Origin of the sequence: Mesorhizobium sp. LSJC285A00 (assembly GCF_000503155.1) — a bacterium.
Taxonomy (GTDB): Bacteria; Pseudomonadota; Alphaproteobacteria; order Rhizobiales; family Rhizobiaceae; genus Mesorhizobium.
Genome location: NZ_AYVK01000006.1, coordinates 129,130 through 155,007 on the forward strand (window position 1 = coordinate 129,130; position 25,878 = coordinate 155,007).

The window sequence follows — 25,878 nt, forward strand, 5'->3', positions numbered from 1 at the left end:
CTGCAATCCCCCCACCCCGCTCCGCTTCGCGGATCGACCCTCCCCACAAGGGGGAGGGTGNATTCTGCAATCCCCCCACCCCGCTCCGCTTCGCGGATCGACCCTCCCCACAAGGGGGAGGGTGGGGCGCCTCTTTCCTCGCACTACCTCCGCATGCCGCATGCCGAAAAGGGCCTTGCCGTCGGCCTGTTCGGCGGCTCGTTCAACCCGCCGCATGCCGGTCATGCGCTGGTGGCGGAAATCGCGCTCAGGCGGCTGGCGCTCGACCAGCTATGGTGGATGGTGACGCCAGGCAATCCGCTGAAGAGCACGAGGGAATTGGCGCCGCTGAGCGACCGGCTGCTGCAGTCGGAGCAGATCGCCAAGAACCCGAAGATCAAGGTCACCGCCTTCGAGGCGGCGCATCATATTCGCTTCACCGCCGACACGCTGGCGCTGGTCAAGGCACGCAATCCCGGCGTCGACTTCGTCTGGATCATGGGCGCCGACTCACTCCGCGATTTCCACCGTTGGCAGCGCTGGCGCCAGATCGTCATGGCCTTCCCGATCGCCGTCATCGACCGCCCGGGCGCGACGCTGTCCTTCCTGTCCTCGGTCGTGGCCAAGACCTTCGACTATGCCCGCGTCGACGAGGGTGACGCGCCCCGGCTCGCCCGCATGAAGGCGCCGGCCTGGACTTTTATTCACGGCCCACGCTCATCGCTGTCATCGAGTGCTATTCGCCAGCAAGCCAAGGGGTAACTCCGTAAGACCAGATCGCCGATGTCGCTTTTACGGCGGCCTTTCGCGATTGGCTGGGCGATGCTGCGCTGGATATGGCCACTTCAGTGAACCAGACCAACATCGACCCCAATCATGGCACCCCGCCGGCGCCCGTGATCGCCATTGCCAGCGTAATCGTGTCGATGGCGCTGATTGCGGTCGGCAACGGGTTGATGTTCGCCTATATCCCGGTCCGGCTTGGCGTCGAGCGCTTCGATCCGACCTGGGCCGGGCTGATCATCACCGGCCTGTCTGCCGGCGGACTTGCCGGCTGTATCCTGACCGGGCCGCTGGTGCGCCGCGTCGGGCACGCCCGCGCCTTCATGGTGCTGTCGGCGCTGATAGCGCTGTCGAATGCTGCCATTGGCGCCGGCACCTACCCGCTGCTGTGGATCGCGGCGCGCGCGCTTTACGGTTTTGCAATATGCGGCCTGTTCATCGTCGCCCAGAGCTGGCTCAACGATGCCGTCGCAAACGCCATTCGCGGCCGGGTGATGGCGGTGTTTTACGTCGCCTATGTCGCCGGACTTGGCGTCGGCTATGCCCTGCTGGCGGCGGTCGACATCGCGACGGCGCAGGCGCCGCTGATCGGCATTGCCTTCACCGCGGTGTCGATCCTGCCGGTCGGCATGACGCGGTTGGCTCAACCGCCGCCACCTCGCGCAGCCTCCGTGGCGCTTGGCCGCGCCTGGCGGATCTCGCCGGTCGGCGTGGCCGGCATGCTGGCCGTCGGCGGCCTGTCGATGGCGATCGCCGGGTTCGCTCCGATCCATGCCACGGCCAAGGGCTACAGCCAGGCCGATGTGGCGCTGCTTTTGTCGGCCATGCCCGTCGGCACGCTGATCCTGCAGATCCCGCTCGGCTGGATTTCGGATCGTACCGATCGCCGTTACGTGCTGGCCGGCGCTGCGGCACTGGCCATCGTTGCCGGTATTCTGGCTATCGGCTTTGACGGTGGCGCTCTGGCGGTGCTGGTGGTGATCTATGTGATCTGGGACGGCGCTTCGGAATCGATCTATTCGCTGGCCAGCGCACACGCCGCCGATCGCGCCGGCAAGGACGACATGGTGGCGCTGTCGAGTTCGTTGCTGTTTGCCTGGTCGCTGTCGGGGTTCATCGTGCCGGGTATCGTGACGGCCCTGTCGGCTGTCTATGGCACGCAGGCCTTCATTTATGTGGCCATCGTCATCGCCACTGTCTTCTGCCTGTTCGTGCTGTGGCGAGTGGCCACCACGCGCGCCGTCCCCGCTACGGAGACCAGCAGTTTCGCGCCGATGTCGGCGCAGGCGCCGCTGCCGGTGGAGCTCGCCTACGCCCCGGAAGATCAGCGCTGAACGGTTTCACAGCTCCTACTGCCTGGTGGCGGCAGTTTCCTGTCGAGCCTCCGGCGGAGGTGCGGGAACCGAAATGGCTTCGGCGTCGAACGCCTGCTTGACGCGTTTGGTGAGATCGATCTGGGTGGCGAAGAAATCCGCCGCCGTGGTCCAGGAGCGCAAGGTGATGGCGACGCTGGCATCGCCCACCGTGGCGACGAAGGCGATCGGCGCCGGCTCTCGCTTGACGCGGCGCTCGCCGCCGGCAACGCCGAGCATGGTTTTCTGCGCCAGGTCGATGTCGTTCCAGGAGCCGATGGTCAGCGTGATGTCGCCGCGGCGCACGCCTTTGCGGGTAAAATTCCGCACCGGCTGGTTCCACAGCGTCGAATTGGGCGCCAGCACATAGACGCCGTCTGTCGTGCGGAGCTTGGTGGCGAACAGGCCGATTTCCTCGATGGTGCCGGAAATGGCGCCGACCTCGACATATTCGTCGATGCGGAATGGCCTGAGCGCCAGAAGCATGATGCCTGCGGCGATGTTCTGCAGCGTGCCTTGCAGCGCCAGGCCGATGGCCAGCCCGATGGCGCCGATGGCGGCGATGATCGAAGCCGTCTGTACGCCGAACTGACCGAGCACCATGATGACGACCAGGATCAGGATGGCGTAGCGCACGATCTTCGAGAAGGAATGGCGCAGCGTCGCGTCGAAACCATGGATATGGCCGAGGCCGGCTGAGATCGATCGTTCTGCTAGCCCGGCGACGAGATAGCCGACGACCAGCAGGATGATGGCGCCGATGGCGGAGAAGGAATAGGAAACGATCAGCGTGCTGAGTTGCGCAAGGCCAGCCTGCACGGTGAGAAACGTGTTCTGGGGGTCGATTGGCATCAGGAGAATCCGTTTGGGGGGTGTGTCGATAACCCCTGCCGCGGCCATGGGTTCCGATTTTTCTCAAGGCTCCGGAACCGGAAGTCTTGCACTGCGTTCGCGCTGGCAGGGCCTCCCGTCTTGAAACTGCAAGGGAACTCTGCCTATCTATAGGGTGTCACCTGATTTCGTGGGTGATTTGGTTGTTCTTGCTGCGAAAGGAAATACACTGAGAACAGCATTGCGGAAGAAGGCTGACATCATGCCTTCGCCGGCCAGGATCAGCGTAGATGACGCCGTGTCCCGTGCCATCAAGACAGTCCTTGCCAGTCTGGAAGACTCCAAGGCCGAAAATATTGTCTCAATCGACATTCAGCGGAAATCGAGCCTCGGCGACTATATGGTCATCGCGTCGGGCCGGTCGCACCGTCATGTCTCGGCTGTCGCCGACCACCTCCTCAAGGCGCTCAAGGATGCCGGTCTCGGCACGGCGCGCGTCGAGGGGCTGTCCGGCGCCGACTGGGTCCTGATCGATTCAGGCGACATCATCGTCCATGTCTTCCGCCCAGAAGTCCGCGAATTCTACAATCTTGAAAAGATGTGGCAGGCGCCGGACCTCGAGGAAGAGACCTTGCACTGAGCTCCGTCTCATGTCGTAACCATCCTGGGTGCGACATGGATTGAAAGCTCGCCGAGGCAGGGATGAAGATAGCAGTTCATGCCGTGGGCCGGATGAAGGCCGGCCCCGAGAGAGAGCTCGCCGACCGCTATTTCGAGCGTTTCGCCAAGAGCGGCCCGGCGATCGGGTTCGAATTCTCTGGTGTCGCCGAGATCGCCGAGGGACGAGCCCAGAACGCCAATGAGCGCCGCCGCGAGGAAGGCCAGAAGCTGCAGGCACAGCTGCAGCCGGGCACGGCACTGTTCCTGCTCGACGAACGCGGCAAAAACCTGTCCTCAGACGATTTCGCCAGCCGTATCGGCCAGCTGCGCGATGGCGGACGCAAGGCGTTGGTCATCGCCATTGGCGGCGCCGACGGGCACGACCAGTCGATTCGCGATCAGGCTGAGCTGATGGTCTCGTTCGGCGCGGCGACCTGGCCGCACCAACTGGTGCGTGTCATGCTGGGCGAGCAGCTCTATCGGGCGGCAACGATTCTTTCGGGACATCCCTACCACCGTTCGTAAATCAGTGGGTCGAGGGTCAATCGTCCGGATTTCCGCCCCAATGCGCGGCTGTTTTGTGCTAGGCTTCGGTTCGATCATGGTTGATGGTTCGTTAACGAAGCCACGCATAGAGTCGGGCTTCAATGGCTGACAACGGGAAATCACGAACGGGCTTCCGGCACGCGCGCTGCGGCATCGCTGCAGCGGTGGTTTTGCTGTCGCTCGGGCTTGCGCGGGCCGAAAATACGCTGGACGTGGCGCCCGACCCCGATCTGAGCCGTGCCGAATATGAGAAGGTGTCGGCCGAGATCACGCTGTCGTCCGAACGGCTGGCCAAGCTCGCCGCCGACATTGCTTCGGTCAAGAAGGACCATGCCTCGATCACCGCGGCGCTTATCCAGTCGGCGATGACCGAGCAGAAGCTCGGCCAGGACATCGAGGATATCGGCGCCAGGCTCGAAGGACTGAAGGGCGAGGAACAGAAGATCCGTGTCTCGCTGGCGGCGCGGCGCGACGTGCTGGCCGAGGTGCTGGGCGCGCTGCAGCGCATGGGGCTCAATCCGCCGCCGGCGATCCTGGTCAAGCCGGAAGACGCGCTGTCGTCGGTGCGCAGCGCCATCCTGCTCGGCGCAGTGGTGCCGGAACTGCGCCAGCAGACCGACAAATTGCTGGCCGACCTCAGGGAACAGACCCGGGTGACGGCCTCGATCGAGGCCGAGCGGACGCGGCTGACGGCGGCGGTCGGCGAGCAGACGGCGGAAAAGAAACGCCTCTCCATGCTGCTCGAAGCCAAGCAGAAGCTCGAGGCGGACACCTGGACGGCGATGGCCGCTGAAAAGCAGCGGTCCCAGGCGCTTGCGGCCAAGGCCGGCAGCCTGAAAGAGCTGATCGCTTCGCTTGAAGCCGACAAGAGCCGCAAGGCGGCGGATGCCGTCAAGGCAGGCGAACAGAAAGCGGCCGACAGCGATAAGCCGGACGCCGATAACGCCGATGCAGGCACAACCGCGTCGACGGAGCTGGCTTCGCTGCCCGTGCCGGAAGGCAACCGCCTCACCGCCGCTGCGCCGTTTTCGGCACTTCAGGGACAAGTCTCGCTGCCGGTCACCGGCAAGATCAAGCTGCGTTTCGGGGCCGATGACGGTAACGGCGCGGTGATGCTTGGCGACATGGTTGCGACACAATCGGGAGCCATCGTCACGGCACCGGCGGACGGAAATGTGCTTTATGCGGGGCCTTTTCGCTCCTATGGTCAACTCTTGATCCTCAATGCGGGAGACGGCTATCATGTCGTCCTGGCGGGGATGAGCAGAATCAGCGTCGCGTCTGGCCAGTCGGTGCTCGCAGGAGAGCCGGTCGGCGCGATGGGAGAGGCCCGGGTGGCAAGCACCTCGGCCTCGAAGAATGGAAATGCCACGCCGGAACTCTACGTCGAGTTCCGCAAGGATGGAAAACCCGTCGATCCGACCCCATGGTGGGCGGACCGCTTCTCTGGAAGGACGTGAAATGATGCGGAAACTGTCGCTTCTTATTGCCGGTGCGCTGATGGGCGCGTCAGCGATGAGCCTGGTCTATGGCGCGCCCGGCTCGACGGCGAACGCTGCAGGCTCCGAGACCTACAAGCAACTGGCGATCTTCGGCGACATCTTCGAGCGCGTGCGGGCGCAGTATGTGACGCCGCCGGACGACAAGTCGCTGGTCGAAAACGCCATCAACGGCATGCTCACCTCGCTCGACCCGCACTCCTCCTACATGAACGCCGAGCAGGCGCAGGACATGCGCGTGCAGACCAAGGGTGAGTTCGGCGGCCTCGGCATCGAGGTCACCATGGAGAACGACCTGGTCAAGGTGATCACGCCGATCGACGACACCCCGGCTGCCAAGGCAGGCGTGCTGGCCGGCGACTATATCGCCAAGATCGACGGCCAAGAGGTTCGCGGCCTGACGCTCAACGATGCAGTCGAAAAGATGCGCGGCCTGGTCAACACGCCGATCAAGCTGACCATCCTGCGCCAGGGCGCCGACAAGCCGATCGAGCTGACGGTGGTGCGCGATATCATCAAGGTCAAGGCGGTCAAGTTCCGGGTCGAGAACGACATCGGCTACATGAAGATCACCTCCTTCACCGAAAAGACCTATGACGACCTCGAGAATGCCATCGACACCATCAAGAAGCAGGTGCCGAACGACAAGCTCAAGGGCTATGTGCTCGATCTGCGCCTCAACCCGGGCGGCCTGCTCGACCAGGCGGTGAGCGTGTCCGACGCCTTCCTCGACCGTGGCGAGATCGTCTCGACCCGCGGCCGCGACCCGAAGGACGTCACACGCTTCGACGCCAAGGCAGGCGACGACATCGGCGCCAAGCCGCTGATCGTGCTCGTCAATGGCGGTTCGGCCAGCGCCTCCGAGATCGTCGCCGGCGCGCTGCAGGACCTGCGCCGCGCCACAGTGGTCGGCACGCAGTCGTTCGGCAAGGGCTCGGTGCAGACCATCATCCCGCTTGGCGAGAACGGCGCGCTGCGCCTGACGACGGCGCTCTATTACACGCCGTCCGGCAAGTCGATCCAGGGCAAGGGTATCACACCCGATATCAAGGTCGACCAGCCGCTGCCGCCCGAACTGCAGGGCAGGGACCTGACGCGCGGCGAATCGGACCTCAAGGGCCATATCAAGGGCGCCGACGAGAGCGATACCGGCTCGGGCTCGGCTGCCTATGTGCCGCCGGATCCGAAGGACGATCTGCAGCTGATCTATGCCGAACAGCTGCTGCGCGGCCAGAAGACCGATCCGGCATTCCCGCCGAATCCGGAAAAGGCAGTGCTCAACCAGTAAAATCGACTGGTAGCTCTGGCTGCCCAATCGAAGCGATGCAATGCTGCCGGGACCGTGAGGTTCCGGCAGTTTGATTCGGGGGCAGCTGGGCGCTGCGCCTCAAAAGGCGCAGGGGACGCGCCTTCAGTTTTGGATCTGCGCATGGCGAAAAGATTTCGCTGATCACGCGCCCGGGGATGCGGCTTGGCTGACGTCGGCAAGGACATCGAACGCCCGCTCGGACAGACCGTCCGACCGCGTGCTGCGTCGCGCGGGATCAGCGCTGGCGCCGTCGCGGCGACGCTGGTCGTGCTGGCCGCGGTCGGCATCTCCGGCGCGATCGCGCTGCGCGAGAAGCCGTTCCGCAAACCGGAAGCAATCGCGGTCTCGACGCCAAAGGTGACGGCGGCGGCCGAGCCCGCGGCCGCAGCGCCCACTGCTCAAGCGACGGCGGCAGCGCCGAAGGCGGAAACGCCCAAGGCCAGCGGTCCGCAGATCATCCATGTGCAAACCCAGGAGGGTGACGGCCCGCCCAATGCAGCCATTGTCATCCACGACCCGTCGACGATCGGCCAGAACCTGAAGATCGCGCATGTCCCCGACAGGGCGCTGATCGAGGCCAGCGACACCGGCCCACTCCCGGTTCGCGCCGCTGACGGCCGGCGGCCGTTCGATGTCTATGCGCGGCCGTGGTCGGGTTCGCGCGGCGCTCGCGTGGCAATCGTCATCGGCGGGCTTGCCGTGTCGCAGACCGGCACGCAGGCGGCGATCGCCAAGCTGCCGGCCGAAGTGACGCTGGCTTTTGCGCCGCAAGGCAACAGCATTGGCCGGTGGATGCAGGCGGCACGGCAGAGCGGGCATGAGGTGGTCATGCAGGTGCCGCTCGAACCGTTCGACTATCCCAATGTCAATCCCGGCCGCAACACGCTGACAGTGGCGGCAAGCCAGGACGACAATCTGAAGAATCTGCGCTGGGCGCTGTCGCGGACCACCAACTATACCGGCGTCATGAACTATATGGGGGCGCGCTTTTCGGCCGACGCGACAGCGATGGGGCCGTTCATGGCCGAGCTTGGCAAGCGCGGCCTTGCCTATATCGATGACGGCTCGTCCGCACGGAGCTTGGCGTCCGATCTCGCCTTGAAGGACGGTGTGCCGTTCGTCGCCGGCGATACGGCAATCGACGCCGTGCAGGACCGCGGCGCCATCCTGAAAAAGCTCGACGCGCTGGAAGCGACCGCGCGCGCCAAAGGCTCCGCCGTCGGCATCGGCTCGGCCTTCGACCTCACCGTCGATACGGTGGCGTCCTGGGTGGACGAAGCGAAAAAGCGCGGCATCGAGATCGTGCCGATCTCGGCGGTGGCCATCGACCCGGAAAAAGGCTGATCATGACGAAGAAACCTGTCGACCCCGAGACGCTGCCATACCGCCCCTGTGTCGGGCTGATGATCCTCAATGGCGACGGGCTGGTCTGGGTCGGGCACCGCATCGCCGAACCGGACAGCGAATTCGCCGGCACCACGCAGCTCTGGCAGATGCCGCAAGGCGGCATCGACCAGGGCGAGGAGCCGCTGCAGGCGGCCGGGCGCGAGCTCTATGAAGAGACCGGCATGCGCTCGGTCACGCTGCTGGCCGAGGCGTCGCATTGGATCAACTACGACCTGCCGCCCGATCTGGTCGGCATCGCCCTCAAGGGCCGCTATCGCGGCCAGACGCAGAAATGGTTCGCCTACCGCTTTCACGGCGAGACCAGAGAGATCCAGATCAATCCGCCGCCGGGCGGCCACACCGCCGAATTCGATGAATGGGCATGGCGGCCGATGCAGGACCTGCCCGATCTGATAGTGCCGTTCAAACGCAAGGTCTATGAGGATGTGGTGGCGGCGTTCCGTCATCTTGCCTAGCTGGATGTGACGGTTCGCACGGCACCTGATTCGTGCTTTATTGATCGGGACACCCGCAGCCACGAGACCCATATGAACGACGCCGGGCAATGGCCTCTTAGCGCAGCGTCTGGGCTGCCCCTCACCTGCCTGCCGGCTTTCGTCACTCGAAAAGCCAAGCAGTTGGTTTTTCGTCCGCTTTACGCCGACCGCTCCTCAACTCCCCGTATAGGGCCGGGGAGAAATATCCGGCAGGACAGTGAGGGGCAGCGCCGACTTCAGCGGGTCTGCAATGCATAAAGCCAAAGATTCGATCAGCGAAGCGGCGGCCGGCGCCATTCTCACCATCGATCTCGGCGCGGTCAGGGAGAATTACCGGCGGCTCAAGGCAAAGCTCGGCGGCGTGCGCTGCGCCGGCGTCGTCAAGGCCGACGGTTACGGGCTCGGCGCGCGGCAAGTGGCGGCGGCACTGGTTGCCGAAGGCTGCGACAGCTTCTTTGTCGCGCATCTCACCGAGGGTGTCGCGCTGCGCGACGCACTCGGACCGAAGCTGGAAATCCATGTGCTGAACGGCCTGCCGCCGGGCTCGGAACCCGAAGCGGTGGCCGCCGACCTTGTTCCAGTCATCAACAGCACCGGGCAACTGAAGGCGTGGAGCGAGGCAGGCCAAAAGGCCGGCCGCAAGCTCAAGGCCGCCATCCAGGTCGACAGCGGCATGTCGCGGCTGGGCATGGCGCCGGCAGAGGTCGAGGCGCTTACGGCCGATGCTTTCGCCGGCGTCGATGTCGTCCTCGTCATGAGCCATCTGGCCCGTGCGGACGAACCGACCAATGCGGCCAATGACGCGCAACTCAGGGAGTTCGAACGGCTGCGCAAAATGCTGCCCAAGGCGCCGGCGTCGCTCGACAATTCCTCCGGCATCTTTCTTGGGCCGCGCTATCAGTACGACCTCGCGCGTCCGGGCGCTGCGCTCTACGGCATCAATCCGACGCCTGATGAGGCGAACCCGATGCTGCCGGTGGTGCGGCTCGAGGCAAAGATCATCCAGACACGCGGCATCGATAAGGGCGCGGGCGTCGGCTACGGACATGCGTTTTTGGCCAGCGGTCCCTTGCGCGCGGCCACGATCTCGCTCGGCTATGCCGATGGCTGGCACCGGCGCGCGGCTTCGGCTGCCTGGCTCGACGGCGTGCGACTGCCCTTTGTCGGGCGGGTGTCGATGGATTCGATCATACTCGACATCTCGGCCCTGCCGGCCGGCCGGCTGCGCGAGGGCGACCTTGTCGAACTCCTAGGCCCCTCGCAGAGCGTCGATGACGCCGCCGGTCATGCCGGCACGATCGGTTATGAAATCCTGACCAGTCTCGGCCCCCGCTTCCACCGCCGCTATATCAACGAATAGAGCCGCGACACGCCGCCCCTTGGCGGACGCCGCAGAATCCGGCAGACAGGAGGCGGCGGCCCTCTGACGGAAGTCGTCGTGGAGAGTGATGCGATGAAGATCTTCGTGTTGGGCGGCGGCGTTATCGGGGTCACCACTGCCTATTATCTCGCTGAGGCCGGCCACGAGGTGACGGTGTTCGACCGCCAGAAAGGGCCGGCGCTGGAAACCAGCTTCGCCAATGCCGGCGAGATCTCGCCGGGCTATGCCTCGCCCTGGGCCGGTCCCGGCATCCCGCTGAAGGCAATCAAGTGGCTGTTGATGAAGCACGGCCCGCTGGTGGTGCGGCCGGCCTTCGATCCGTATATGTGGACATGGCTCATCAAGATGCTGCGCAATTGCACCGCGGATCGCTACGCCATCAACAAGGCGCGCATGGTGCCGCTCGCCGAATACAGCCGCGACACGCTGAAGGCGCTGCGCGAGGCGACCGGCATCGCTTATGATGAGCGGACCAAGGGCACGCTGCAGCTGTTTCGCACGCAAAAGCAGCTCGACGGCACCGGCGGCGATGTCGAGGTGCTGAAGAAATATGGCGTTCCCTACGAGTTGCTCGATCCCGAAGGCTGCATTGGGGCCGAGCCGGCGCTGGCCGGCGTGCGGGAAAAGTTTGTCGGCGGGCTGCGATTGCCCGGCGACGAAACTGGCGACTGCAAGATGTTCACCGATCGGCTGGCCGAGCTCTGCGTGGCGCGCGGCGTCACGTTCGAGTACGGTACGCAGATCCGGCGCTTCTCCAAGAACCGCAATCGCATCGTCAGCGTCGGCACCGACCAGCGCTCGCGCGCGGCCGACGCTTATGTGCTGGCGCTGGGCAGCTATTCGGCGCGCTTCATGCGCCTGCTCAGGCGCCCGATCCCGGTCTATCCGGTCAAGGGCTATTCGATCACCGTTCCGATCAAGGACGCGGTCGCCGCCCCGGTGTCGACGGTAATGGACGAAACCTACAAGGTGGCGATCACCAGGCTCGGCGACCGCATCCGCGTCGGCGGCACGGCGGAGATTTCCGGCTTCGATCTCAGGCTGCATGAATCGCGCCGGCGCACCCTCGAACATTCGGTCGGCGATCTGTTCCCGGATGGCGGCGACCTCAAGGCGGCGTCCTTCTGGTGCGGGCTGCGGCCGATGACGCCGGACGGGCCGCCGCTGGTCGGCCGCACCGAGTTCTCCAACCTCTATCTCAACACCGGGCACGGCACGCTTGGCTGGACCATGGCCTGCGGCTCGGCCAAGGTGCTGTCCGACATCATCTCCAGCAAGGTGCCTGATATCGATGTGCGGGAGCTGGGGCCGGAGCGGTATTTGAGGTAGGGGTGCTTTTTAAAGCTCGCGGGCCAGCACCCCCTCTGTCCTACCGGACAGAGGGGGTGTAAAGGATCGCTACAGAACGGCATTCCTTCAGCCTCGCCAGCCTCTCAAAACGCCTCCTTCACCCAGCCCTTCGAGAACAGCCACCGGTAGGCCCAGGGGATCATTACCTTGGTCGATACTGGATTCGAATGGGCGACATAGTCGTCGTAGACCGGCTGCATCCTGGCGTAGAAGGCAGGGTCGAGCACCGTCATGCCGTTCTCCAGATCGTGGAAGAAACTGCGGTTGTTGAGATTGACCGACGAGATCGTCACCAGCCTTTCGTCGATCATCATGATCTTGGAGTGCAGCACGACATCGGGCGCCTTGAATTCGCGGATGTTGATGCGGTCGCCATATTTCTCGACGAACAGCTTGTTGAGCGCGGTCAGCAGCTTGCCGCCAATATCGCCCTTGAGGTCGATGCGGCCGACAATGTCGATCCTGACGCCGCGCGCCAGCGCCCGCTCGATGGCCAGGCTGAGCTTCGGCGTCAGATTAAGGTAGGGATTGACGATCTCGATATGGTGCCGGGCAGTGTCGATCAGCTCGACGAAATAGGTCTCGAGCGCATGGTTGTCCTCGTAGGGCACGGAAATGAAATGGCGCACCGTGCCCGGCGGGCGCCGGCTGTCGGAGCGCACCGGAATGGAGAAGGGCCTTGCGATGTTGGTGTCGGCGTCGCGCAGCCACAATGTCGAGAGATGCGCGGCCAGCGTCTCGACCGTGGCCGGGTCGGCAAACTCGATGTCGAAATCGCTCCAGTTCGAATAGTAGTTGAGCGAGAGGCCGTCGGTCTTGCCGTATTGCTCGAGGTTCGGATAGCGCGACAGGTCGATCGGCTTGTGGAACAGGAAGCCGTCATGAATGTTGCGGCCGCCGATGATGACGCGCGAGCGGGCGGGATCCTCGGCAAGTGTCGCCAGCATCTTGACGTGATGGGTCTTGTGCAGCTGTGACAGTTGCTCGTCGACCGGCGCGCCGTGGTCGGCCCGCCAACGATATTCCTGCAACTCGACATTGGGATAATCGGCCGCCAGCCGGTGCAGCAGGGCATCGTCCTTGTCGCGCTCCAGCACGTCTGTGACCATGATGCGCACTTTGGTGCCGAGGGCTGCGTGATGGCGGATCAGCCGCTCGATGACGCGGCCGGAAAAATCGGCCTTGAACTCCAGCGACGACAGATAGACCAGCTTGAGTTTCGGCGCGCGCGAGAAATCGAGCGGCAGTTCGGGGTCGGCCTTGTCGAAGGCGCTGTCGGGTAAAGGCGCGCCGAGCAGCGCTTCGACCTTGGCGTTGAAGCCGTCGCGCGACTTGCGTAACAGGCGCGGTGACCCGAGCGGCAGCGAACAGCTCTGCGACAGCCAGCGGCCGGCGTAGAAGACGCGGGCGAGTTCATCCAGGCCGGATGGACCGGGCACTGGGCAACGCTCGTAGCGGCTGTCGAGCGCGGCTATCGCCGGATAGGCAACCTCTTCGCGCAGGATGGTGAGCGGGGCGCCTGCCGGCGCCAGACTGGAGCTGAGCTTGAGGCTGCAGCGGTTCAAACCATCGCTGGGGAACAGGCTGGCGGTTTGCCCGGCCGACAGGCGGAGGTGGAAGGCGGCACCGCTCGCCACGCTGCGCGAGCCACCGCCGGCGCGAATCGCCAGCGCCCCGTCGCAGGCGCCCGATATCTCAACCGGCTGCTTTCCCGCCTGGCGCATCACGATCTCGATCGAGCGCGCCTGCAGGCCGGAAAAGCTGAACGTGTTTGGCGCGGAGGGCCGCGCGGCGGCGTTGACATAGAGCGTCTGCCGCGACACGCGCCAACGGCCGTTGAAATGGCCTTCGCCGGTCCCCCTACCTGCCGGCATCTGTTCGGCGCTAACCGGCTTCGCCAGCTGTTCCAGCGTCCGGTAGGTGGCCTGGAAATCGCGGTTGGCGATGGCGTGGCGGTCATGGCCGAACGGACCGGTGCCGTTCGCCCTGTCGATGGCGCCGATCTGGTTGTGGGCGAGCAGCACCAGAAACTGCCTTTCATAGTCGCTGGCACCGGCATCGCCGAAAAACGCTGCTGCTGCAGTCTGCGGTCCGGGCGTGCCGGCCGATACCGACGGCCGGCCGCAATCCTTCGCATCGGGAAAGAAATCGCAGCTGTGCCGGATCGGGGCGGCGCAACCGGCAAGGGCCGCCAGCCCCAGCCCGGCCAAGGCCAGGCAGATGGCGCGGTTCATCCGGTCGCACCGTTCATCGTCTTCAGTTCAGCCGGATCGCGCGGCGGCAGGAAGCCTTGCGGAAACACCTTGCAGACGGGAAGCGCGAAAGTGGCGATCAAAAGCTCGGCCTCGCCGCGCATCTTTTTCGGCGCTGTCTTGTCATGACGGATCGCCTTTGCCGAGGCGACGAGCGCGCCGTCGCAGTCGCAATGATTATGGCGCGCGATGTAGCAGGCGTCATGGATTTGGCAGGCGCTGTCGAGGCGATTGACAGGGCGAGCCGAGAGGTCGCCGGTGCGGGTGCCGGGACCGCAATAATTGCCGAAGACGAAAGGCGACGGGCGGGCCATTGCGATACGGACCGGCTTGGGCAGTTCGGCTTCCGGAACTTCGGTCCATGGATTGGCGCAGGCGGAAAGCGCGACAAGCGGCAAGATGGCGAGCACCGCTCGCATTTTGATCCGCACCAGCTTTGCAAAAAAGTGTCCCACCCGGCGCAGCCAATCCTTAATAATAGGCGACATCGCGCTTGTTGCCACACTGGCCGATTTTGTGGCGAGGGCAAGGCGGCGCGGCCATCAGACAAACAGCCCGCGCTCTCTCTCGACTGCCTTGGTGATGAAGTTGGCGACGATCTGCACGCGGCGCAGTGGCCGGACCGATTCATGATAGACCAGCCAGTAGGCGCGGCGGATCGGCGTCACGATGTTAACGGGGATCAGCTCCGGCATCGAGCGGGCGACAAAGGTGTGCAAGATGCCGATGCCGGCGCCCGACCGCACCGCTTCGGCCTGGCCCAGCGCTGAGGAGATGGCGAAGCTGGTGCGCCAGTCCGGGCTGAACTCCGCCGCATAGTCGAGCGACGGGCTGACGATCAGGTCTGGGACATAGCCGATCAGCGTATGCTGGCCGAGTTCGGCAGCGGTCTCGGGTAAGCCGTGCGCCTGCGCATAGTCCCGCGAGGCAAACAGGCCGAGGGTGTAGTCGACCAGCTTTCCCGCCACCAGCCTGCCTTCGCTCGGCCGCTCGACGGTGATGGCGATGTCGGCCTCGCGCCGCGACAGCGAGAAGGAACGCGGCACCGGCACCAGCTGGATGGTGAGTTCGCGGTGCAGCGCGGTCAGCGCGCCAAGACGCGTGGCGAGGAATGCAACGCCAAACCCGTCGGGCGCGCCGATGCGCACCGTGCCTGAGATATCGTCGCCTTCGCCCGACACGGCGGAGCGCGCGGCGATCATGTCGGCTTCCATGCGCTCGGCAATGTCGAGAAAGCGCTGGCCGGCCGGCGTCAGCTCGCTGCCGGTGGTAAGCCGGCGAAACAGTTTTGTCCGTAACGCATCCTCAAGCGCTGCGATGCGGCGCGAGACGGTGGCGTGATTGAGTTCCAGCCGCTTGGCGGCGCCAAGGATCTGCCCGGCGCGGGCCACGGCGAGGAAGATGCGGACGTCATCCCAGTTCATTGGGGTGGTCCGGGCTAGCGGCGAACGCGGCGTTCCCGCCCACCCCCCTCTGGCCTGCCGGCCATCTCCCCCGCAAGGAGGGAGATTGGCAGCTCCGCCACCTGCGTCTCTTTTGGTGCGTTGAAGATTTGCGAAGGCGGCAGCCACATCTGATCTCCCCCCTTGCGGGGGAGATGTCCGGCAGGACAGAGGGGGGTGTGACGGAGCGCAACCTTCGGGCCTTTCAGCAATCTGTAATTTGCGGCAAATAATGCACACTCGTCCTTCGTTGTCTATTTCTTGCACAACGGTTGCGTTTCCCCTCGCGTTGCCTTCGCGCCTGCAAAGGGGTTGAATGCGCCATCACAAACTCAGGGAGAGAAACCATGATCGAATACGGTCATTTCATCGGCGGCAAGCATGTCGCCGGGACCAGCGGGCGCAAGCAGGACGTCATGCAGCCCATGGACGGCTCGGTGCGCGGCACGGTGGCGCTGGCTTCGCCGGCGGAACTGCGTGCGGCTGTCCTGAATGCCAAGGAGGCACAGATCAAATGGGCTGCGACCAACCCGCAGCGGCGTGTGCGCGTGCTGATGAAGTTTCTTGAACTGGTTGCCCGCGACTATGACGAACTGGCCGATCTCCTGGCGCGCGAGCACGGCAAGACCATCGCCGACGCCAAGGGCGACATCCAGCGCGGCCTCGAAGTGGTCGAAGTCTGCATCGGTGCGCCGCACATGATGAAGGGCGAGTTCACCGACGGCGCCGGCCCCGGCATCGATGTCTATTCGATGCGCCAGCCGCTTGGCGTCGTTGCCGGCATCACCCCGTTCAATTTCCCGGCGATGATCCCGCTGTGGAAGATTGCCCCGGCGCTGGCCTGCGGCAACGCCTTTATCCTGAAGCCTTCCGAGCGTGACCCTGGCGTGCCGATGCGCATCGCCGAACTGTTCCTCGAGGCTGGCCTGCCGGCTGGCGTTCTCAACGTCGTCAATGGCGACAAGGATGTCGTCGACGCCATCCTCGACGATCCTGATATCAAGGCTATCGGCTTTGTCGGCTCGACGCCGATCGCGCATTACATCTATTCGCGCGGCACGGCGGCGGGAAAACGCGTGCAGTGCTTTGGCGGCGCCAAGAACCACATGGTCATCATGCCCGACGCCGACATGGACCAGACGGTCGATGCGCTGATCGGCGCCGGCTACGGCTCGGCCGGCGAGCGCTGCATGGCGATCTCGGTTGCCGTTCCCGTCGGCAACGACACCGCTAACCGGCTGATGGAAAAGCTGATCCCGCGTGTCGAAAGCCTCAAGGTCGGCCCGTCGACGGATTCGTCCGCCGATTTCGGCCCGCTGGTGACGGCGCAGGCATTGGAACGCGTCAAGGGTTATGTCGACACCGGTGTCAAGGAAGGCGCCAAGCTGGTCGTCGATGGCCGCGGCTTCTCCATGCAGGGCTACGAGGATGGCTACTATATGGGCGGCTGCCTGTTCGACAATGTGACCGCTGACATGCGCATCTACAAGGAAGAGATTTTTGGCCCGGTGCTGTCGGTGGTGCGTGCGCCGACCTATGAGAGCGCCATCAAGCTCGCCAACGATCATGAGATGGGCAATGGCGTCGCCATCTTCACCCGTGATGGGGATGCTGCTCGTGATTTTGCTTCGCGCGTCCAGGTCGGCATGGTCGGCATCAACGTGCCGATCCCGGTTCCGATCGCTTACTACACGTTCGGCGGCTGGAAGGCGTCGTCCTTCGGCGACCTCAACCAGCACGGCCCGGACGCGTTCCGCTTCTACACCAAGACCAAGACGGTGACCTCGCGCTGGCCCTCCGGCGTCAAGGACGGTGCCGAGTTCGTCATCCCGACGATGAACTGACAGGACGATTTCGAAGATCGGCAAGAAGGCCTGGGTTCAACGTCCTGGGCCTTTCTTTGTACGAAACCGACATTGGCCATCACGTTAAAGCGATGGAACCAAGAGCCTGTCATCTGCCTTAAATTGCATTCCTGCCGTGGTGCAGGCCATCAAAATAGCGCCGGTAGCAGCCGGGGTTCTCGTCTGGCGCAAGGAGGTGTCAGATGACACGACGTCTTGTGGCGGCTATGTTCTTTGCGGTGTTCGCGATGTCCGGCATCGCCCAGGCCAAAGCCGATCAATGCGCGGCGCGGACCGACCTGGTCAAGGCGCTCGGCGAGAAGTTCCATGAAAACCAAGCCGCACGTGGCCTGGTGAACCCGAATGTGGTGCTTGAGATCTTCGTTTCCGACCAGGGCACCTGGACCATCCTGGCCACCGACACACGCGGCCAAAGCTGCATCATCACGGCTGGCGAAGGCTGGGACGGGGCGGCTATGGCAGCAGTCTTGCCGGGCACCTGATAAAAGAACCGGCCGGAAGTCTGGAGCAGAGACGGAGTTCAGCGTGTGGCGGCCACTTCGGCATGGCCGCGCAGCAGTGCCATAAGGCGTTTGGCGTCCTTGGCGGCAGCCTCTTCGTCACCAGCCAGGATCGAGCGGATTAGCGCGACGTGGTGCTCAGCCGATTCGGCCAGTCCTGTGTCGGCCTTGTAGCGAAACCAGAAGCGGCGGCTGTGGGTCTGCAGGGGCGCGGCCAGACGGGCCGCAAACGGGTTGTCGGCGGCCATCGCCAAGGCCTCGTCGAGCGCCTTGTCGGCCTGGATGAAGGCCAGCACATTGCCCGATATGACGGCCTTCTGCATGGCAAGGGCTGCCTCATGAAACAGGTCGGCGGCCTCACGGGTGACGAAGCGGGCGGCCGAGCGCGCCAGCACCACCTCGACGCCGCGCCTGGCATCCAGCACGCGCAGCCAGTCGCCGGGATGAAGCGGGGCAATGGCGATGCCGGCGCGTGGCCTGACATCCAGCAGTCCTTCCCAGGCGAGGCGCTGGATCGCTTCGCGCACCGGCGTGCGTCCTAGCGCCAGCTTCTCGATGAGGGCGCCTTCGGTGACAAAGCTCGCCGGCGCCAGTTCCAACGTCACGATCATATGCTCGAGTACATGGTAGGCCTTGGCGGCGGCCGGCTCGGGGTATGCTGTCTCACTGGATATCAAAGGCGGGCTCCTGATATATCTTACATATATCATAACGAATTCCGCGTTGACAGCCGGTTTTCAAATAGATATACGGCTGATATATCAGATGGAGAGGCGATCATGTGGACCGGAGTTTTCCCCGCCGTCACGACCAAGTTTACTGATGACGACCGCCTCGATCATGCCGAGATGGAGCGCTGCTTTGCTTTGCAGATGGAGGCAGGCTGCGACGGTATCATCGTCTGCGGTTCGCTCGGCGAAGGGCCGATGCTGTCGCATGACGAGAAGATCAAGGTGCTGAAGACTGCCCAGAAAGTTGCAGGCAACAAGCCGGTGCTGCTGACGGTCAACGAGGCGGGCACCCGCGAGGCGGCGAGCATCGCAAAGCGCGCGAGCCGGGAAGGCGCCAACGGGCTGATGGTGGTACCGAGCCCGATCTATCACACCAACCCGGAAGAGACGGTCGCCGCCTTGCGCGCCGTCGCTCAGGCCGGCGACCTGCCGGTGATGATCTACTCCAACCGCCTCGCCTACCGCGTCGACGTCACCGTCGACCAGATGGAGGAACTGGCCGCCGACAAGCGCTTCGTCGCCATCAAGGAGTCCTCCGACGACATCCGCCGCTCGACAGAGATCATCAACCGCTTCGGCGACCGCTACGATTTGTTCACCGGCGTCGACAATCTCGCCTTCGAGGCGCTGTCGGTGGGCGCCATCGGCTGGGTGGCGGGTCTGGTCGTCGCCTTCCCGCGCGAGACCGTCGCCATCTACCAGCTGATGAAGCAGGGCCGCCGCGAGGAGGCGCTTTCGATCTACCGCTGGTTCCGGCCGCTGCTCGATCTCGATGTCTCGACCTATCTGGTCCAAAACATCAAGCTTGCCGAAGTGCTCGCGATCGACACAAATGACCGCGTGCGCATGCCGCGCCAGCCGCTGTCGGGCGAGCGCCGCAAAGCGGTCGAGAAGATCGTCAAGGACGCGCTGGCGGTACGGCCGAAGCTGCCGCAGTTCTGAAGGCTTTCTTCTCCCCGTGCACGTGCACGGGGAGAAGATGGCGGCAGCCAGATGAGGGGCAGCGCCGACGTGCAAGGAAATTCCAGGGACACAGAGGAGGGCCGCCGCCCCTCATCCGCCCTTCGGGCCCCGCAGCCCTTCGCTGGCGCTCCGGGCGTTCGTCGTTCGGAAAGCCAAGCAGTCGGCTTTTCCACCGCTTCGCGGACCACTCCTCACCCCCGTGAACGGGGAGAAGGGGTAGATATCGCCATTGTCGGTGGCGGCATTGTCGGCATCTGCGCGGCGGCCATGCTGGCCGAGGCCGGGCGCAGCGTCACGGTCTTCGACCGCACCGGCATCTGCGAGGAGACGAGCTCCGGCAATGCCGCCGCCTTCGCCTTCTCCGACGTGCTGCCGCTGGCGCATAAGGGCATGATGCGGCACTTGCCGAAATGGCTTGCCGATCCGCTCGGGCCACTCAGCATCCCGCCGGCCTACTTGCCGAAGCTGTTGCCTTGGCTGTTGCGCTTCTGGCGCGCTGGCGCACCAGAAAAATATGAGGCGAGCCTTGCTGCTCAGGCAGGCATGATGAAGCTCGCCGAGGCTGAATGGATGGGCCTGCTCGACCGTTCCGGCACGCGGCTGATGCTGCGCGAGGACGGCTCGCTGGAGCTTTATGAAAGCGAGGCCGAATTTCAGGCCGGGCTGCCGGGCTGGGCGGCGCGCGAGCGCTTCGGCATCGGCTTTCGCCATGTCGAAGGCGACGAACTGGCGCGGCTGCAGCCGGGACTGTCGCCGCGCTTCATCAAGGGCACCTTCGTGCCGGGCTGGAAGACCGTCGCCGATCCGAAACTGCTCGGCAAGGGGGTGTGGGCCTATGCCGAAAGGCTGGGCGCGCGTTTCGAAAAGGCGCGCATAGAGCGCGTCGCCGCCAATCCTGATGGCGCGACGCTGACGCTGACGGACGGCACGACCAGGCAGGCAAGACATCTTGTCGTGGCCGCCGGGGCATGGTCGCATCTGCTGACGAAGGCGCTTGGCGACACCATCCCGCTCGAAACCGAGCGCGGCTACAACACGACACTGCCGAAGACCGCTTTCGACGTGCAGCGGATGCTGATCTTTTCCGGCCATGGCTTCGTCATCACGCCACTCGAGACGGGCTTGCGCGTCGGCGGCGCCGTCGAGTTGGGCGGTCTCGACCGGCCGCCGAATTTTGCGCGTTCGAAGGCCATGCTGGAAAAGGCCAGACAATTCCTTCCGGGGCTGGACGCGTCAGGTGGCCGCGAGTGGATGGGGTGTCGCCCGTCGCTGCCGGATTCGTTGCCCGTCATCGGCGCGGCGCGCACCGCGTCCAACGTCGTCTACGCCTTTGGCCATGGCCATCTCGGCCTGACCCAGGCGGCGGCCAGCGGCCGCTTGATCCGCGATCTTGTTCTCGGGCAAACTTCGCGGATCGATCTTGCTCCCTTCAGCCCGCAACGGTTTTGAGTTCGAGGAAATCATGGCCAAAAAATCCTTCTTTTGCATCGACGGCCATACCTGCGGCAATCCGGTGCGGCTGGTCGCCGGCGGCGGTCCCTTGCTCGAGGGGTCGACGATGATGGAGCGGCGGGCGCATTTCCTGGCGGAGTATGACTGGATCCGCACCGGGCTGATGTTCGAGCCGCGCGGCCACGACGTCATGTCGGGCTCGATCCTCTATCCGCCGACGAGCGAGGATTGCGACATAGCCATCCTGTTCATCGAGACGTCGGGCTGCCTGCCGATGTGCGGCCACGGCACGATCGGCACGGTGACGATGGCCATCGAACATGGGCTGATCAAGCCGAAGACACCCGGCGTGCTCCGGCTCGACACACCGGCCGGGCTGGTCATCGCCGAATACAAGCAAGTCGGCGACTATGTCGAGGAGGTGCGCATCACGAATGTACCGTCCTTCCTTTATGCCGAGGGACTGACGGTCGACTGCCCGCAGCTTGGCGAGATCACCGTCGATGTCGCCTATGGCGGCAATTTCTACGCAATAGTCGAGCCGCAGGCGAATTTTCGCGACATGGCTGATTATTCCGCCGGCGATTTCGTCGCCTGGAGCCCTGTGGTGCGGCAGCGGCTCAACGAGAAGTACTCGTTCGTGCATCCGGAAAACCCCGGCATCAACCGGCTGTCCCACATGCTGTGGACCGGCGAGCCGACGGTGGAGGGGGCCGACGCACGCAACGCCGTCTTCTATGGCGACAAGGCGATCGACCGCTCACCTTGCGGCACCGGCACCTCGGCGCGCATGGCGCAGCTCCATGCCAAGGGCAAGCTCAAGGCCGGCGACAGTTTTGTCCACGAATCGATCATCGGCTCGCTGTTCAAGGGCAAGGTCGAGAAGGACGTCACTGTTGCCGGCAAGCCGGCCATCATTCCCTCGATCGGCGGCTGGGCGCGGATGACCGGCCTGAACACCATCTTCATCGACGACCGCGATCCGTTCGCGCACGGTTTTGTGGTTAAGTGATACGGTAGGCTGCCGATCATCCACCGAGACCAAGACTTGGACCCAGAGCGGGACCTCTTGGCGAAACCAGTCAGCGAAAGGTTAGCGCGTTGGGCGAGGCATCCACCGCCATAAGTCGGGAAGGAACCCATGTTGCAGCTGGTCAGTACGGAATGTGGCTAAAAAACGAAGCCCGCCAACAACGCAAGGATTCGTCTCATCGCCGAATTTTGACCGGGATTTCTTCGAAATGAGGTCGCTGGCCCGGCTGAATCGTCAAAGACATTGCGTTATGCCAATGATAGGGTCCGCGATAGTCCAGGGGTCGGGAGCAAAAAAACGGGCAATCGGAAGGCGTGCCGGCAAAACACGCTCGACGTTTGAAAAATCACGTTGCAATCCGGGCTCGAAACTTTACGACTAGGGGAAATACGAAAAGGAATGCGTCTGCATGGGCGACATTCCAGGGGAGCCATGTACACATGCAGTACTTTGTCCAGCAGCTTATCAATGGGCTGACGCTGGGATCGATCTATGGGCTGATCGCAATCGGCTACACGATGGTCTACGGCATCATCGGCATGATCAACTTCGCCCACGGCGACATTTTCATGGTCGGGGCATTCGCCGCCCTCGTTGTCTTCCTCATCCTCGGCTCCTTGTTCTATTCGGTCCCGGTCGTCCTGGCGCTGCTGATCATGATGATCGTGGCGATGCTGCTCACCAGCCTCTACAACTGGACGATCGAGAAGGTGGCCTACCGGCCGCTGCGCGGTTCGTTCCGGCTGGCGCCGCTGATCACCGCCATCGGCATGTCGATCGCGCTGTCGAACTTCATCCAGGTGACGCAAGGTCCGCGCAACAAGCCGATCCCGCCGATGGTCAGCCAAGTCTACAACATCAACGGCATCAGCGTGTCGCTGAAGCAGATCATCATCGTCGTCGTCACCGCCCTGCTGCTGGCGCTGTTCTGGTACCTGGTCAACAGGACTTCCCTCGGCCGGGCGCAAAGGGCGTGCGAGCAGGACCGCAAGATGGCGGCGCTGCTCGGTGTCGATGTCGACCGTACGATCTCGATCACCTTTATCATGGGTGCAGCGCTTGCGGCCGTCGCGGGCACGTTGTTCCTGATGTATTACGGCGTCATCGCCTTTTCCGACGGCTTTGTGCCGGGGGTCAAGGCCTTCACCGCGGCCGTTCTCGGCGGCATCGGGTCTCTGCCGGGCGCGGTGCTTGGCGGGCTTTTGATCGGCTTCATCGAGAGCATGTGGTCGGCGTATTTCTCGATCGACTACAAGGACGTCGCGGCGTTCTCGATCCTGGCGATCGTGCTGATCTTCCTGCCTTCCGGCATTTTGGGCCGGCCAGAAGTCGAAAAGGTCTGAGACAATGGCGGTTTCCGTATCCTCGGAGCGCGACACCGTCGCCTCCCCCGTGCAGCGTGCATTGCGCGAAGCGTTCTATGCCGGCGCCATCTCGCTGGGGTTGTTCATTCTCTTCATCGGCCTGAAGACCGACCAGAACATAAGCAACCAGCTGATCCTGGTGCAGCGCTGGTTGCTGCTCATCACCGTGGTCGTGCTGACCATGCTTGGCCGCTTCTTCTACATTGCATATGGCCAGCCGTTCATGGCCAATCAGAAGATCACCAATGTCGCCACCGGCCTGTTGCCGGCGAGCGTCGCGTCGCGCTTCTTCCTGCTTCCGGCCTTCATCGTCGCCGTTGTGCTGGCGGTTGTCCTGGTTGCGTTCGGCAGCGCCCTGCCGGTGTTGGTGGGACCCGATCTGGCCGGCTACCTTCAGTTCCTGCGCGCATTGGCCGTCATTTACGCGCTCGCTTGCGTGATCTTCTATTTCCGCTCCTTCATCCACGCCAATTTCACCAAGCTCGGGATTGCGGCGCTGGTGCTATACCCGATCCTCGTCGTCGTGGTGCTGTCGATCTACGCGTGGTCGATAACCGGCGGCCTGCAGGGCTCGTTGAAGTGGGTCGACAATTTCGGCATCCAGATCCTGATCTATGTGATGCTGGCCTGGGGGCTGAACATCGTCGTCGGCCTCGCCGGCCTGCTCGATCTCGGCTACGTCGCCTTTTACGCGGTCGGTGCCTATGCCTATGCGTTGCTCGGTTCGCAATACGGCCTGTCGTTCTGGATCCTGCTGCCCGCCGCCGGCGCCATGGCCGCCTTCTGGGGCGTTATGCTCGGCTTTCCGGTGCTCAGGCTTCGTGGCGATTACCTGGCGATCGTGACGCTGGCCTTCGGCGAGATCATCCGCCTGGTGCTGATCAACTGGCGTGAAGTCACCAACGGCTCGGCCGGCATCTCCGGCATCCCGAAGGTCACCTTCTTCGGCCTGATGACGTTCAATTCGACCGACCCGAACTACATCGGCAAGGTGCTGCACATCGCCCAGTCGAGCGCCTACTACAAGATCTTCCTCTACTATCTCATTCTCGGGCTGGCGCTGCTGACCGCCTTCGTCACCATCAGGCTCAGGCGCATGCCTGTCGGCCGCGCCTGGGAAGCGCTGCGCGAGGACGAGATTGCCTGCCGCTCGCTTGGCATCAACACCACCACCACCAAGCTCACCGCCTTTGCCACCGGCGCCATGTTCGGCGGTTTTGCCGGCGCCTTCTTCGCCGCACGGCAAGGCTTCGTCAGCCCTGAATCCTTCGTCTTCCTGGAATCGGCGATCATCCTGGCCATCGTGGTGCTCGGCGGCATGGGCTCGCTGGTCGGCATCGCGGTCGCCGCGCTGGTGATGATCGGCGGCACCGAGGCACTGCGCGAACTCGATTTCCTGAAAAGTGTCTTCGGAAAAGATTTCACGCCGGAGCTTTACCGCATGCTTTTGTTCGGCATGGCGATGGTCATCGTAATGCTGTGGAAGCCGCGCGGCTTTGTCGGCAGCCGTGAACCGACGGCCTTCCTCAGTGAACGAAAAGCGGTCTCCTCCTCCTTCACCAAGGAAGGGCACGGCTGATGAGCGCGACCTCCATTCAGAAGACCAATCCGGGTATGAAAGACGCCATCCTCCAGGTCGAGCATCTTTCGATGAAGTTCGGCGGCCTGATCGCCATCGGCGATCTGTCGTTCCAGGCCAAGCGCGGCGAGATCACCGCTCTGATCGGACCCAATGGCGCCGGCAAGACCACCGTCTTCAATTGCATCACCGGCTTCTACAAGCCGTCGGAAGGCATGATTACGCTCAACCGGGCCGACGGCTCGAGCTTCCTGCTCGAACGGCTGCCCAATCATGAGATCCCGGCGCGCGCCAAGGTGGCGCGCACCTTCCAGAACATCCGCCTGTTCTCGGGCATGACGCTGCTGGAGAATCTGCTGGTTGCCCAGCACAACAAGCTGATGAAGGCATCCGGCTATACGATCCTGGGCCTGTTCGGGATCGGCGGCTACCGCAGAGCCTCGGCTGAATCGGTGGAGCTTGCCAAGCACTGGCTGGAGAAGGCCGATCTTGTCGATCGCGCCGACGATCCGGCCGGCGACCTGCCCTATGGCGCGCAGCGGCGCCTCGAGATTGCGCGCGCCATGTGCACAGGGCCCGAACTTCTGTGCCTCGACGAGCCTGCGGCCGGTCTCAATCCGAAGGAGTCGGCTGCGCTGAATTCGCTGCTGATGGACATCAAGAGCAGTACCTCGATCCTGCTGATCGAACATGACATGTCGGTGGTCATGCAGATTTCCGACCATGTCGTGGTGCTTGAATATGGCCGCAAGATTTCCGACGGCAGCCCGCAATCGGTGCGTACCGACCCGCGCGTCATCGCCGCCTATCTCGGCGTCGACGACGAGGAGGTCGAGACGGTGCTGACCGAGGTCGGCGATGAAGACGTCATCGAGCAGCTGGACATCGGGCCGGATTCGGCTCACGGACCAGGCACATCGTCTTCCTATCTCGCCGGCCCGGTAAGCGACACGATCGGCCACAGCCAGGGCGAGCGGGTCACAGTGTCGAAGGGAGCTTCAAAAGCCACCCAATACGATACAAGAGCCAACTCCGCGCCAAGAGCACCGTCCGAGCGTCTGACAGCCAAGTCCAAGCCGGCGGCCACCAAATCCCCGACAGGCAAGCCGCGCGGAGGGCGTAAG

General features: G+C 63.9%; 22 protein-coding genes and 1 pseudogene. 18 read left to right on the top strand and 5 right to left on the bottom strand.

What is annotated here, in order from left to right:
- The first annotated feature begins 153 nt into the window (after window positions 1–153).
- Window positions 154–741: a nicotinate-nucleotide adenylyltransferase gene (locus X726_RS160595; protein WP_023698215.1), complete on the top strand. Its 588-nt coding sequence runs from the start codon at window positions 154–156 to the stop codon at window positions 739–741.
- 74 nt (window positions 742–815) lie between these two features.
- Window positions 816–2,096 carry an MFS transporter gene (locus X726_RS160590; RefSeq protein ID WP_023668696.1) on the top strand — a complete coding sequence of 427 codons (1,281 nt, stop codon included), beginning with the start codon at window positions 816–818 and terminating at the stop codon, window positions 2,094–2,096.
- A gap of 15 nt (window positions 2,097–2,111) precedes the next feature.
- Here the strand turns inward: X726_RS160590 and X726_RS160585 are convergent, their stop codons facing one another.
- Window positions 2,112–2,966, bottom strand: coding sequence for a mechanosensitive ion channel family protein (locus tag X726_RS160585; RefSeq protein WP_023668697.1), 855 nt, complete (start codon window positions 2,964–2,966; stop codon window positions 2,112–2,114).
- 241 nt (window positions 2,967–3,207) lie between these two features.
- Here X726_RS160585 and rsfS point away from each other — a divergent pair, with 241 nt between their 5' ends.
- The 8 genes from rsfS (at window position 3,208) to X726_RS160545 (ending at window position 11,552) form a co-directional block, all read left to right on the top strand.
- The gene (gene rsfS, locus X726_RS160580; RefSeq protein WP_023668698.1) at window positions 3,208–3,585 is read left to right on the top strand and encodes a ribosome silencing factor; all 378 of its coding nucleotides are present in this window, start codon (window positions 3,208–3,210) and stop codon (window positions 3,583–3,585) included.
- 62 nt (window positions 3,586–3,647) lie between these two features.
- Complete coding sequence (gene rlmH, locus X726_RS160575; RefSeq protein ID WP_023668699.1) at window positions 3,648–4,130, top strand: 23S rRNA (pseudouridine(1915)-N(3))-methyltransferase RlmH; 483 nt, start codon at window positions 3,648–3,650, stop codon at window positions 4,128–4,130.
- A gap of 122 nt (window positions 4,131–4,252) precedes the next feature.
- A complete protein-coding gene (locus X726_RS160570; RefSeq protein WP_023668700.1) occupies window positions 4,253–5,611 on the top strand; it encodes a murein hydrolase activator EnvC in 1,359 nt (452 codons plus the stop codon).
- A 1-nt stretch (window position 5,612) separates the two neighbouring features.
- On the top strand, window positions 5,613–6,938 hold the full coding sequence (locus X726_RS160565; protein ID WP_023668701.1) for a S41 family peptidase: 1,326 nt from the start codon (window positions 5,613–5,615) through the stop codon (window positions 6,936–6,938).
- Window positions 6,939–7,121: 183 nt separating this feature from the next.
- Window positions 7,122–8,303 carry a divergent polysaccharide deacetylase family protein gene (locus X726_RS160560; RefSeq protein ID WP_023668702.1) on the top strand — a complete coding sequence of 394 codons (1,182 nt, stop codon included), beginning with the start codon at window positions 7,122–7,124 and terminating at the stop codon, window positions 8,301–8,303.
- A 2-nt stretch (window positions 8,304–8,305) separates the two neighbouring features.
- On the top strand, window positions 8,306–8,821 hold the full coding sequence (locus X726_RS160555) for an RNA pyrophosphohydrolase (protein ID WP_023668703.1): 516 nt from the start codon (window positions 8,306–8,308) through the stop codon (window positions 8,819–8,821).
- A 271-nt stretch (window positions 8,822–9,092) separates the two neighbouring features.
- Window positions 9,093–10,202: an alanine racemase gene (alr, locus tag X726_RS160550; protein WP_031214731.1), complete on the top strand. Its 1,110-nt coding sequence runs from the start codon at window positions 9,093–9,095 to the stop codon at window positions 10,200–10,202.
- Window positions 10,203–10,295: 93 nt separating this feature from the next.
- Window positions 10,296–11,552, top strand: a complete 1,257-nt coding sequence (locus X726_RS160545) for a D-amino acid dehydrogenase (RefSeq protein ID WP_023668705.1) — start codon at window positions 10,296–10,298, stop codon at window positions 11,550–11,552.
- 104 nt (window positions 11,553–11,656) lie between these two features.
- Here the strand turns inward: X726_RS160545 and X726_RS160540 are convergent, their stop codons facing one another.
- The 3 genes from X726_RS160540 to X726_RS160530 all read right to left on the bottom strand — a co-directional run bounded on the left by X726_RS160540 (window position 11,657) and on the right by X726_RS160530 (window position 15,249).
- Window positions 11,657–13,807, bottom strand: coding sequence for a phosphatidylserine/phosphatidylglycerophosphate/cardiolipin synthase family protein (locus X726_RS160540; RefSeq protein WP_023668706.1), 2,151 nt, complete (start codon window positions 13,805–13,807; stop codon window positions 11,657–11,659).
- Window positions 13,804–14,244 (bottom strand): hypothetical protein, encoded by a 441-nt coding sequence (locus X726_RS160535; RefSeq protein WP_023668707.1) that lies wholly within the window; start codon window positions 14,242–14,244, stop codon window positions 13,804–13,806. The genes X726_RS160540 and X726_RS160535 overlap by 4 nt, the downstream gene beginning before the upstream one ends.
- Before the next feature lie 123 nt (window positions 14,245–14,367).
- Window positions 14,368–15,249 carry a LysR family transcriptional regulator gene (locus X726_RS160530; RefSeq protein ID WP_023668708.1) on the bottom strand — a complete coding sequence of 294 codons (882 nt, stop codon included), beginning with the start codon at window positions 15,247–15,249 and terminating at the stop codon, window positions 14,368–14,370.
- Between the two features lie 365 nt (window positions 15,250–15,614).
- Here X726_RS160530 and X726_RS160525 point away from each other — a divergent pair, with 365 nt between their 5' ends.
- Window positions 15,615–17,111 carry a CoA-acylating methylmalonate-semialdehyde dehydrogenase gene (locus tag X726_RS160525; protein WP_023668709.1) on the top strand — a complete coding sequence of 499 codons (1,497 nt, stop codon included), beginning with the start codon at window positions 15,615–15,617 and terminating at the stop codon, window positions 17,109–17,111.
- A 203-nt stretch (window positions 17,112–17,314) separates the two neighbouring features.
- A complete protein-coding gene (locus X726_RS160520; protein ID WP_023668710.1) occupies window positions 17,315–17,614 on the top strand; it encodes a hypothetical protein in 300 nt (99 codons plus the stop codon).
- Window positions 17,615–17,652: 38 nt separating this feature from the next.
- Here the strand turns inward: X726_RS160520 and X726_RS160515 are convergent, their stop codons facing one another.
- On the bottom strand, window positions 17,653–18,342 hold the full coding sequence (locus X726_RS160515) for a GntR family transcriptional regulator (RefSeq protein WP_050588433.1): 690 nt from the start codon (window positions 18,340–18,342) through the stop codon (window positions 17,653–17,655).
- Window positions 18,343–18,411: 69 nt separating this feature from the next.
- Between X726_RS160515 and X726_RS160510 the strand changes: the two genes are divergently transcribed.
- The 6 genes and pseudogenes from X726_RS160510 to X726_RS160485 all read left to right on the top strand — a co-directional run.
- Window positions 18,412–19,305: a dihydrodipicolinate synthase family protein gene (locus tag X726_RS160510; RefSeq protein WP_023668712.1), complete on the top strand. Its 894-nt coding sequence runs from the start codon at window positions 18,412–18,414 to the stop codon at window positions 19,303–19,305.
- 51 nt (window positions 19,306–19,356) lie between these two features.
- Entirely contained in the window at window positions 19,357–20,775 is a 1,419-nt protein-coding gene (locus X726_RS160505) for an FAD-dependent oxidoreductase (RefSeq protein WP_280940450.1), read from the top strand.
- Window positions 20,776–20,788: 13 nt separating this feature from the next.
- Window positions 20,789–21,790 carry a 4-hydroxyproline epimerase gene (locus tag X726_RS160500; RefSeq protein ID WP_023668714.1) on the top strand — a complete coding sequence of 334 codons (1,002 nt, stop codon included), beginning with the start codon at window positions 20,789–20,791 and terminating at the stop codon, window positions 21,788–21,790.
- A gap of 461 nt (window positions 21,791–22,251) precedes the next feature.
- The gene (locus X726_RS160495) at window positions 22,252–23,154 is read left to right on the top strand and encodes a branched-chain amino acid ABC transporter permease (protein ID WP_023668715.1); all 903 of its coding nucleotides are present in this window, start codon (window positions 22,252–22,254) and stop codon (window positions 23,152–23,154) included.
- Between the two features lie 4 nt (window positions 23,155–23,158).
- Window positions 23,159–24,754 carry a high-affinity branched-chain amino acid ABC transporter permease LivM gene (livM, locus tag X726_RS160490; protein WP_023668716.1) on the top strand — a complete coding sequence of 532 codons (1,596 nt, stop codon included), beginning with the start codon at window positions 23,159–23,161 and terminating at the stop codon, window positions 24,752–24,754.
- A pseudogene (locus tag X726_RS160485) lies at window positions 24,754–25,761 on the top strand (ABC transporter ATP-binding protein); the annotation flags it as partial. The gene livM and the pseudogene X726_RS160485, both read left to right, overlap by 1 nt.
- Window positions 25,762–25,878 lie beyond the last annotated feature (117 nt).

What these genes read in the sequence shown, in the direction of transcription:
- X726_RS160595 (WP_023698215.1), top strand. Translation starts at nt 154, where the DNA reads ATGCCGCATGCCGAAAAGGGCCTTGCCGTCGGCCTGTTCGGCGGCTCG.
- X726_RS160590 (WP_023668696.1), top strand. Translation starts at nt 816, where the DNA reads ATGGCCACTTCAGTGAACCAGACCAACATCGACCCCAATCATGGCACC.
- X726_RS160585 (WP_023668697.1), bottom strand. Translation starts at nt 2,966, where the DNA reads ATGCCAATCGACCCCCAGAACACGTTTCTCACCGTGCAGGCTGGCCTT.
- rsfS (WP_023668698.1), top strand. Translation starts at nt 3,208, where the DNA reads ATGCCTTCGCCGGCCAGGATCAGCGTAGATGACGCCGTGTCCCGTGCC.
- rlmH (WP_023668699.1), top strand. Translation starts at nt 3,648, where the DNA reads ATGAAGATAGCAGTTCATGCCGTGGGCCGGATGAAGGCCGGCCCCGAG.
- X726_RS160570 (WP_023668700.1), top strand. Translation starts at nt 4,253, where the DNA reads ATGGCTGACAACGGGAAATCACGAACGGGCTTCCGGCACGCGCGCTGC.
- X726_RS160565 (WP_023668701.1), top strand. Translation starts at nt 5,613, where the DNA reads ATGATGCGGAAACTGTCGCTTCTTATTGCCGGTGCGCTGATGGGCGCG.
- X726_RS160555 (WP_023668703.1), top strand. Translation starts at nt 8,306, where the DNA reads ATGACGAAGAAACCTGTCGACCCCGAGACGCTGCCATACCGCCCCTGT.
- alr (WP_031214731.1), top strand. Translation starts at nt 9,093, where the DNA reads ATGCATAAAGCCAAAGATTCGATCAGCGAAGCGGCGGCCGGCGCCATT.
- X726_RS160545 (WP_023668705.1), top strand. Translation starts at nt 10,296, where the DNA reads ATGAAGATCTTCGTGTTGGGCGGCGGCGTTATCGGGGTCACCACTGCC.
- X726_RS160540 (WP_023668706.1), bottom strand. Translation starts at nt 13,807, where the DNA reads ATGAACCGCGCCATCTGCCTGGCCTTGGCCGGGCTGGGGCTGGCGGCC.
- X726_RS160535 (WP_023668707.1), bottom strand. Translation starts at nt 14,244, where the DNA reads ATGCGAGCGGTGCTCGCCATCTTGCCGCTTGTCGCGCTTTCCGCCTGC.
- X726_RS160530 (WP_023668708.1), bottom strand. Translation starts at nt 15,249, where the DNA reads ATGAACTGGGATGACGTCCGCATCTTCCTCGCCGTGGCCCGCGCCGGG.
- X726_RS160525 (WP_023668709.1), top strand. Translation starts at nt 15,615, where the DNA reads ATGATCGAATACGGTCATTTCATCGGCGGCAAGCATGTCGCCGGGACC.
- X726_RS160520 (WP_023668710.1), top strand. Translation starts at nt 17,315, where the DNA reads ATGACACGACGTCTTGTGGCGGCTATGTTCTTTGCGGTGTTCGCGATG.
- X726_RS160515 (WP_050588433.1), bottom strand. Translation starts at nt 18,342, where the DNA reads ATGATATATGTAAGATATATCAGGAGCCCGCCTTTGATATCCAGTGAG.
- X726_RS160510 (WP_023668712.1), top strand. Translation starts at nt 18,412, where the DNA reads ATGTGGACCGGAGTTTTCCCCGCCGTCACGACCAAGTTTACTGATGAC.
- X726_RS160505 (WP_280940450.1), top strand. Translation starts at nt 19,357, where the DNA reads ATGAGGGGCAGCGCCGACGTGCAAGGAAATTCCAGGGACACAGAGGAG.
- X726_RS160500 (WP_023668714.1), top strand. Translation starts at nt 20,789, where the DNA reads ATGGCCAAAAAATCCTTCTTTTGCATCGACGGCCATACCTGCGGCAAT.
- X726_RS160495 (WP_023668715.1), top strand. Translation starts at nt 22,252, where the DNA reads ATGCAGTACTTTGTCCAGCAGCTTATCAATGGGCTGACGCTGGGATCG.
- livM (WP_023668716.1), top strand. Translation starts at nt 23,159, where the DNA reads ATGGCGGTTTCCGTATCCTCGGAGCGCGACACCGTCGCCTCCCCCGTG.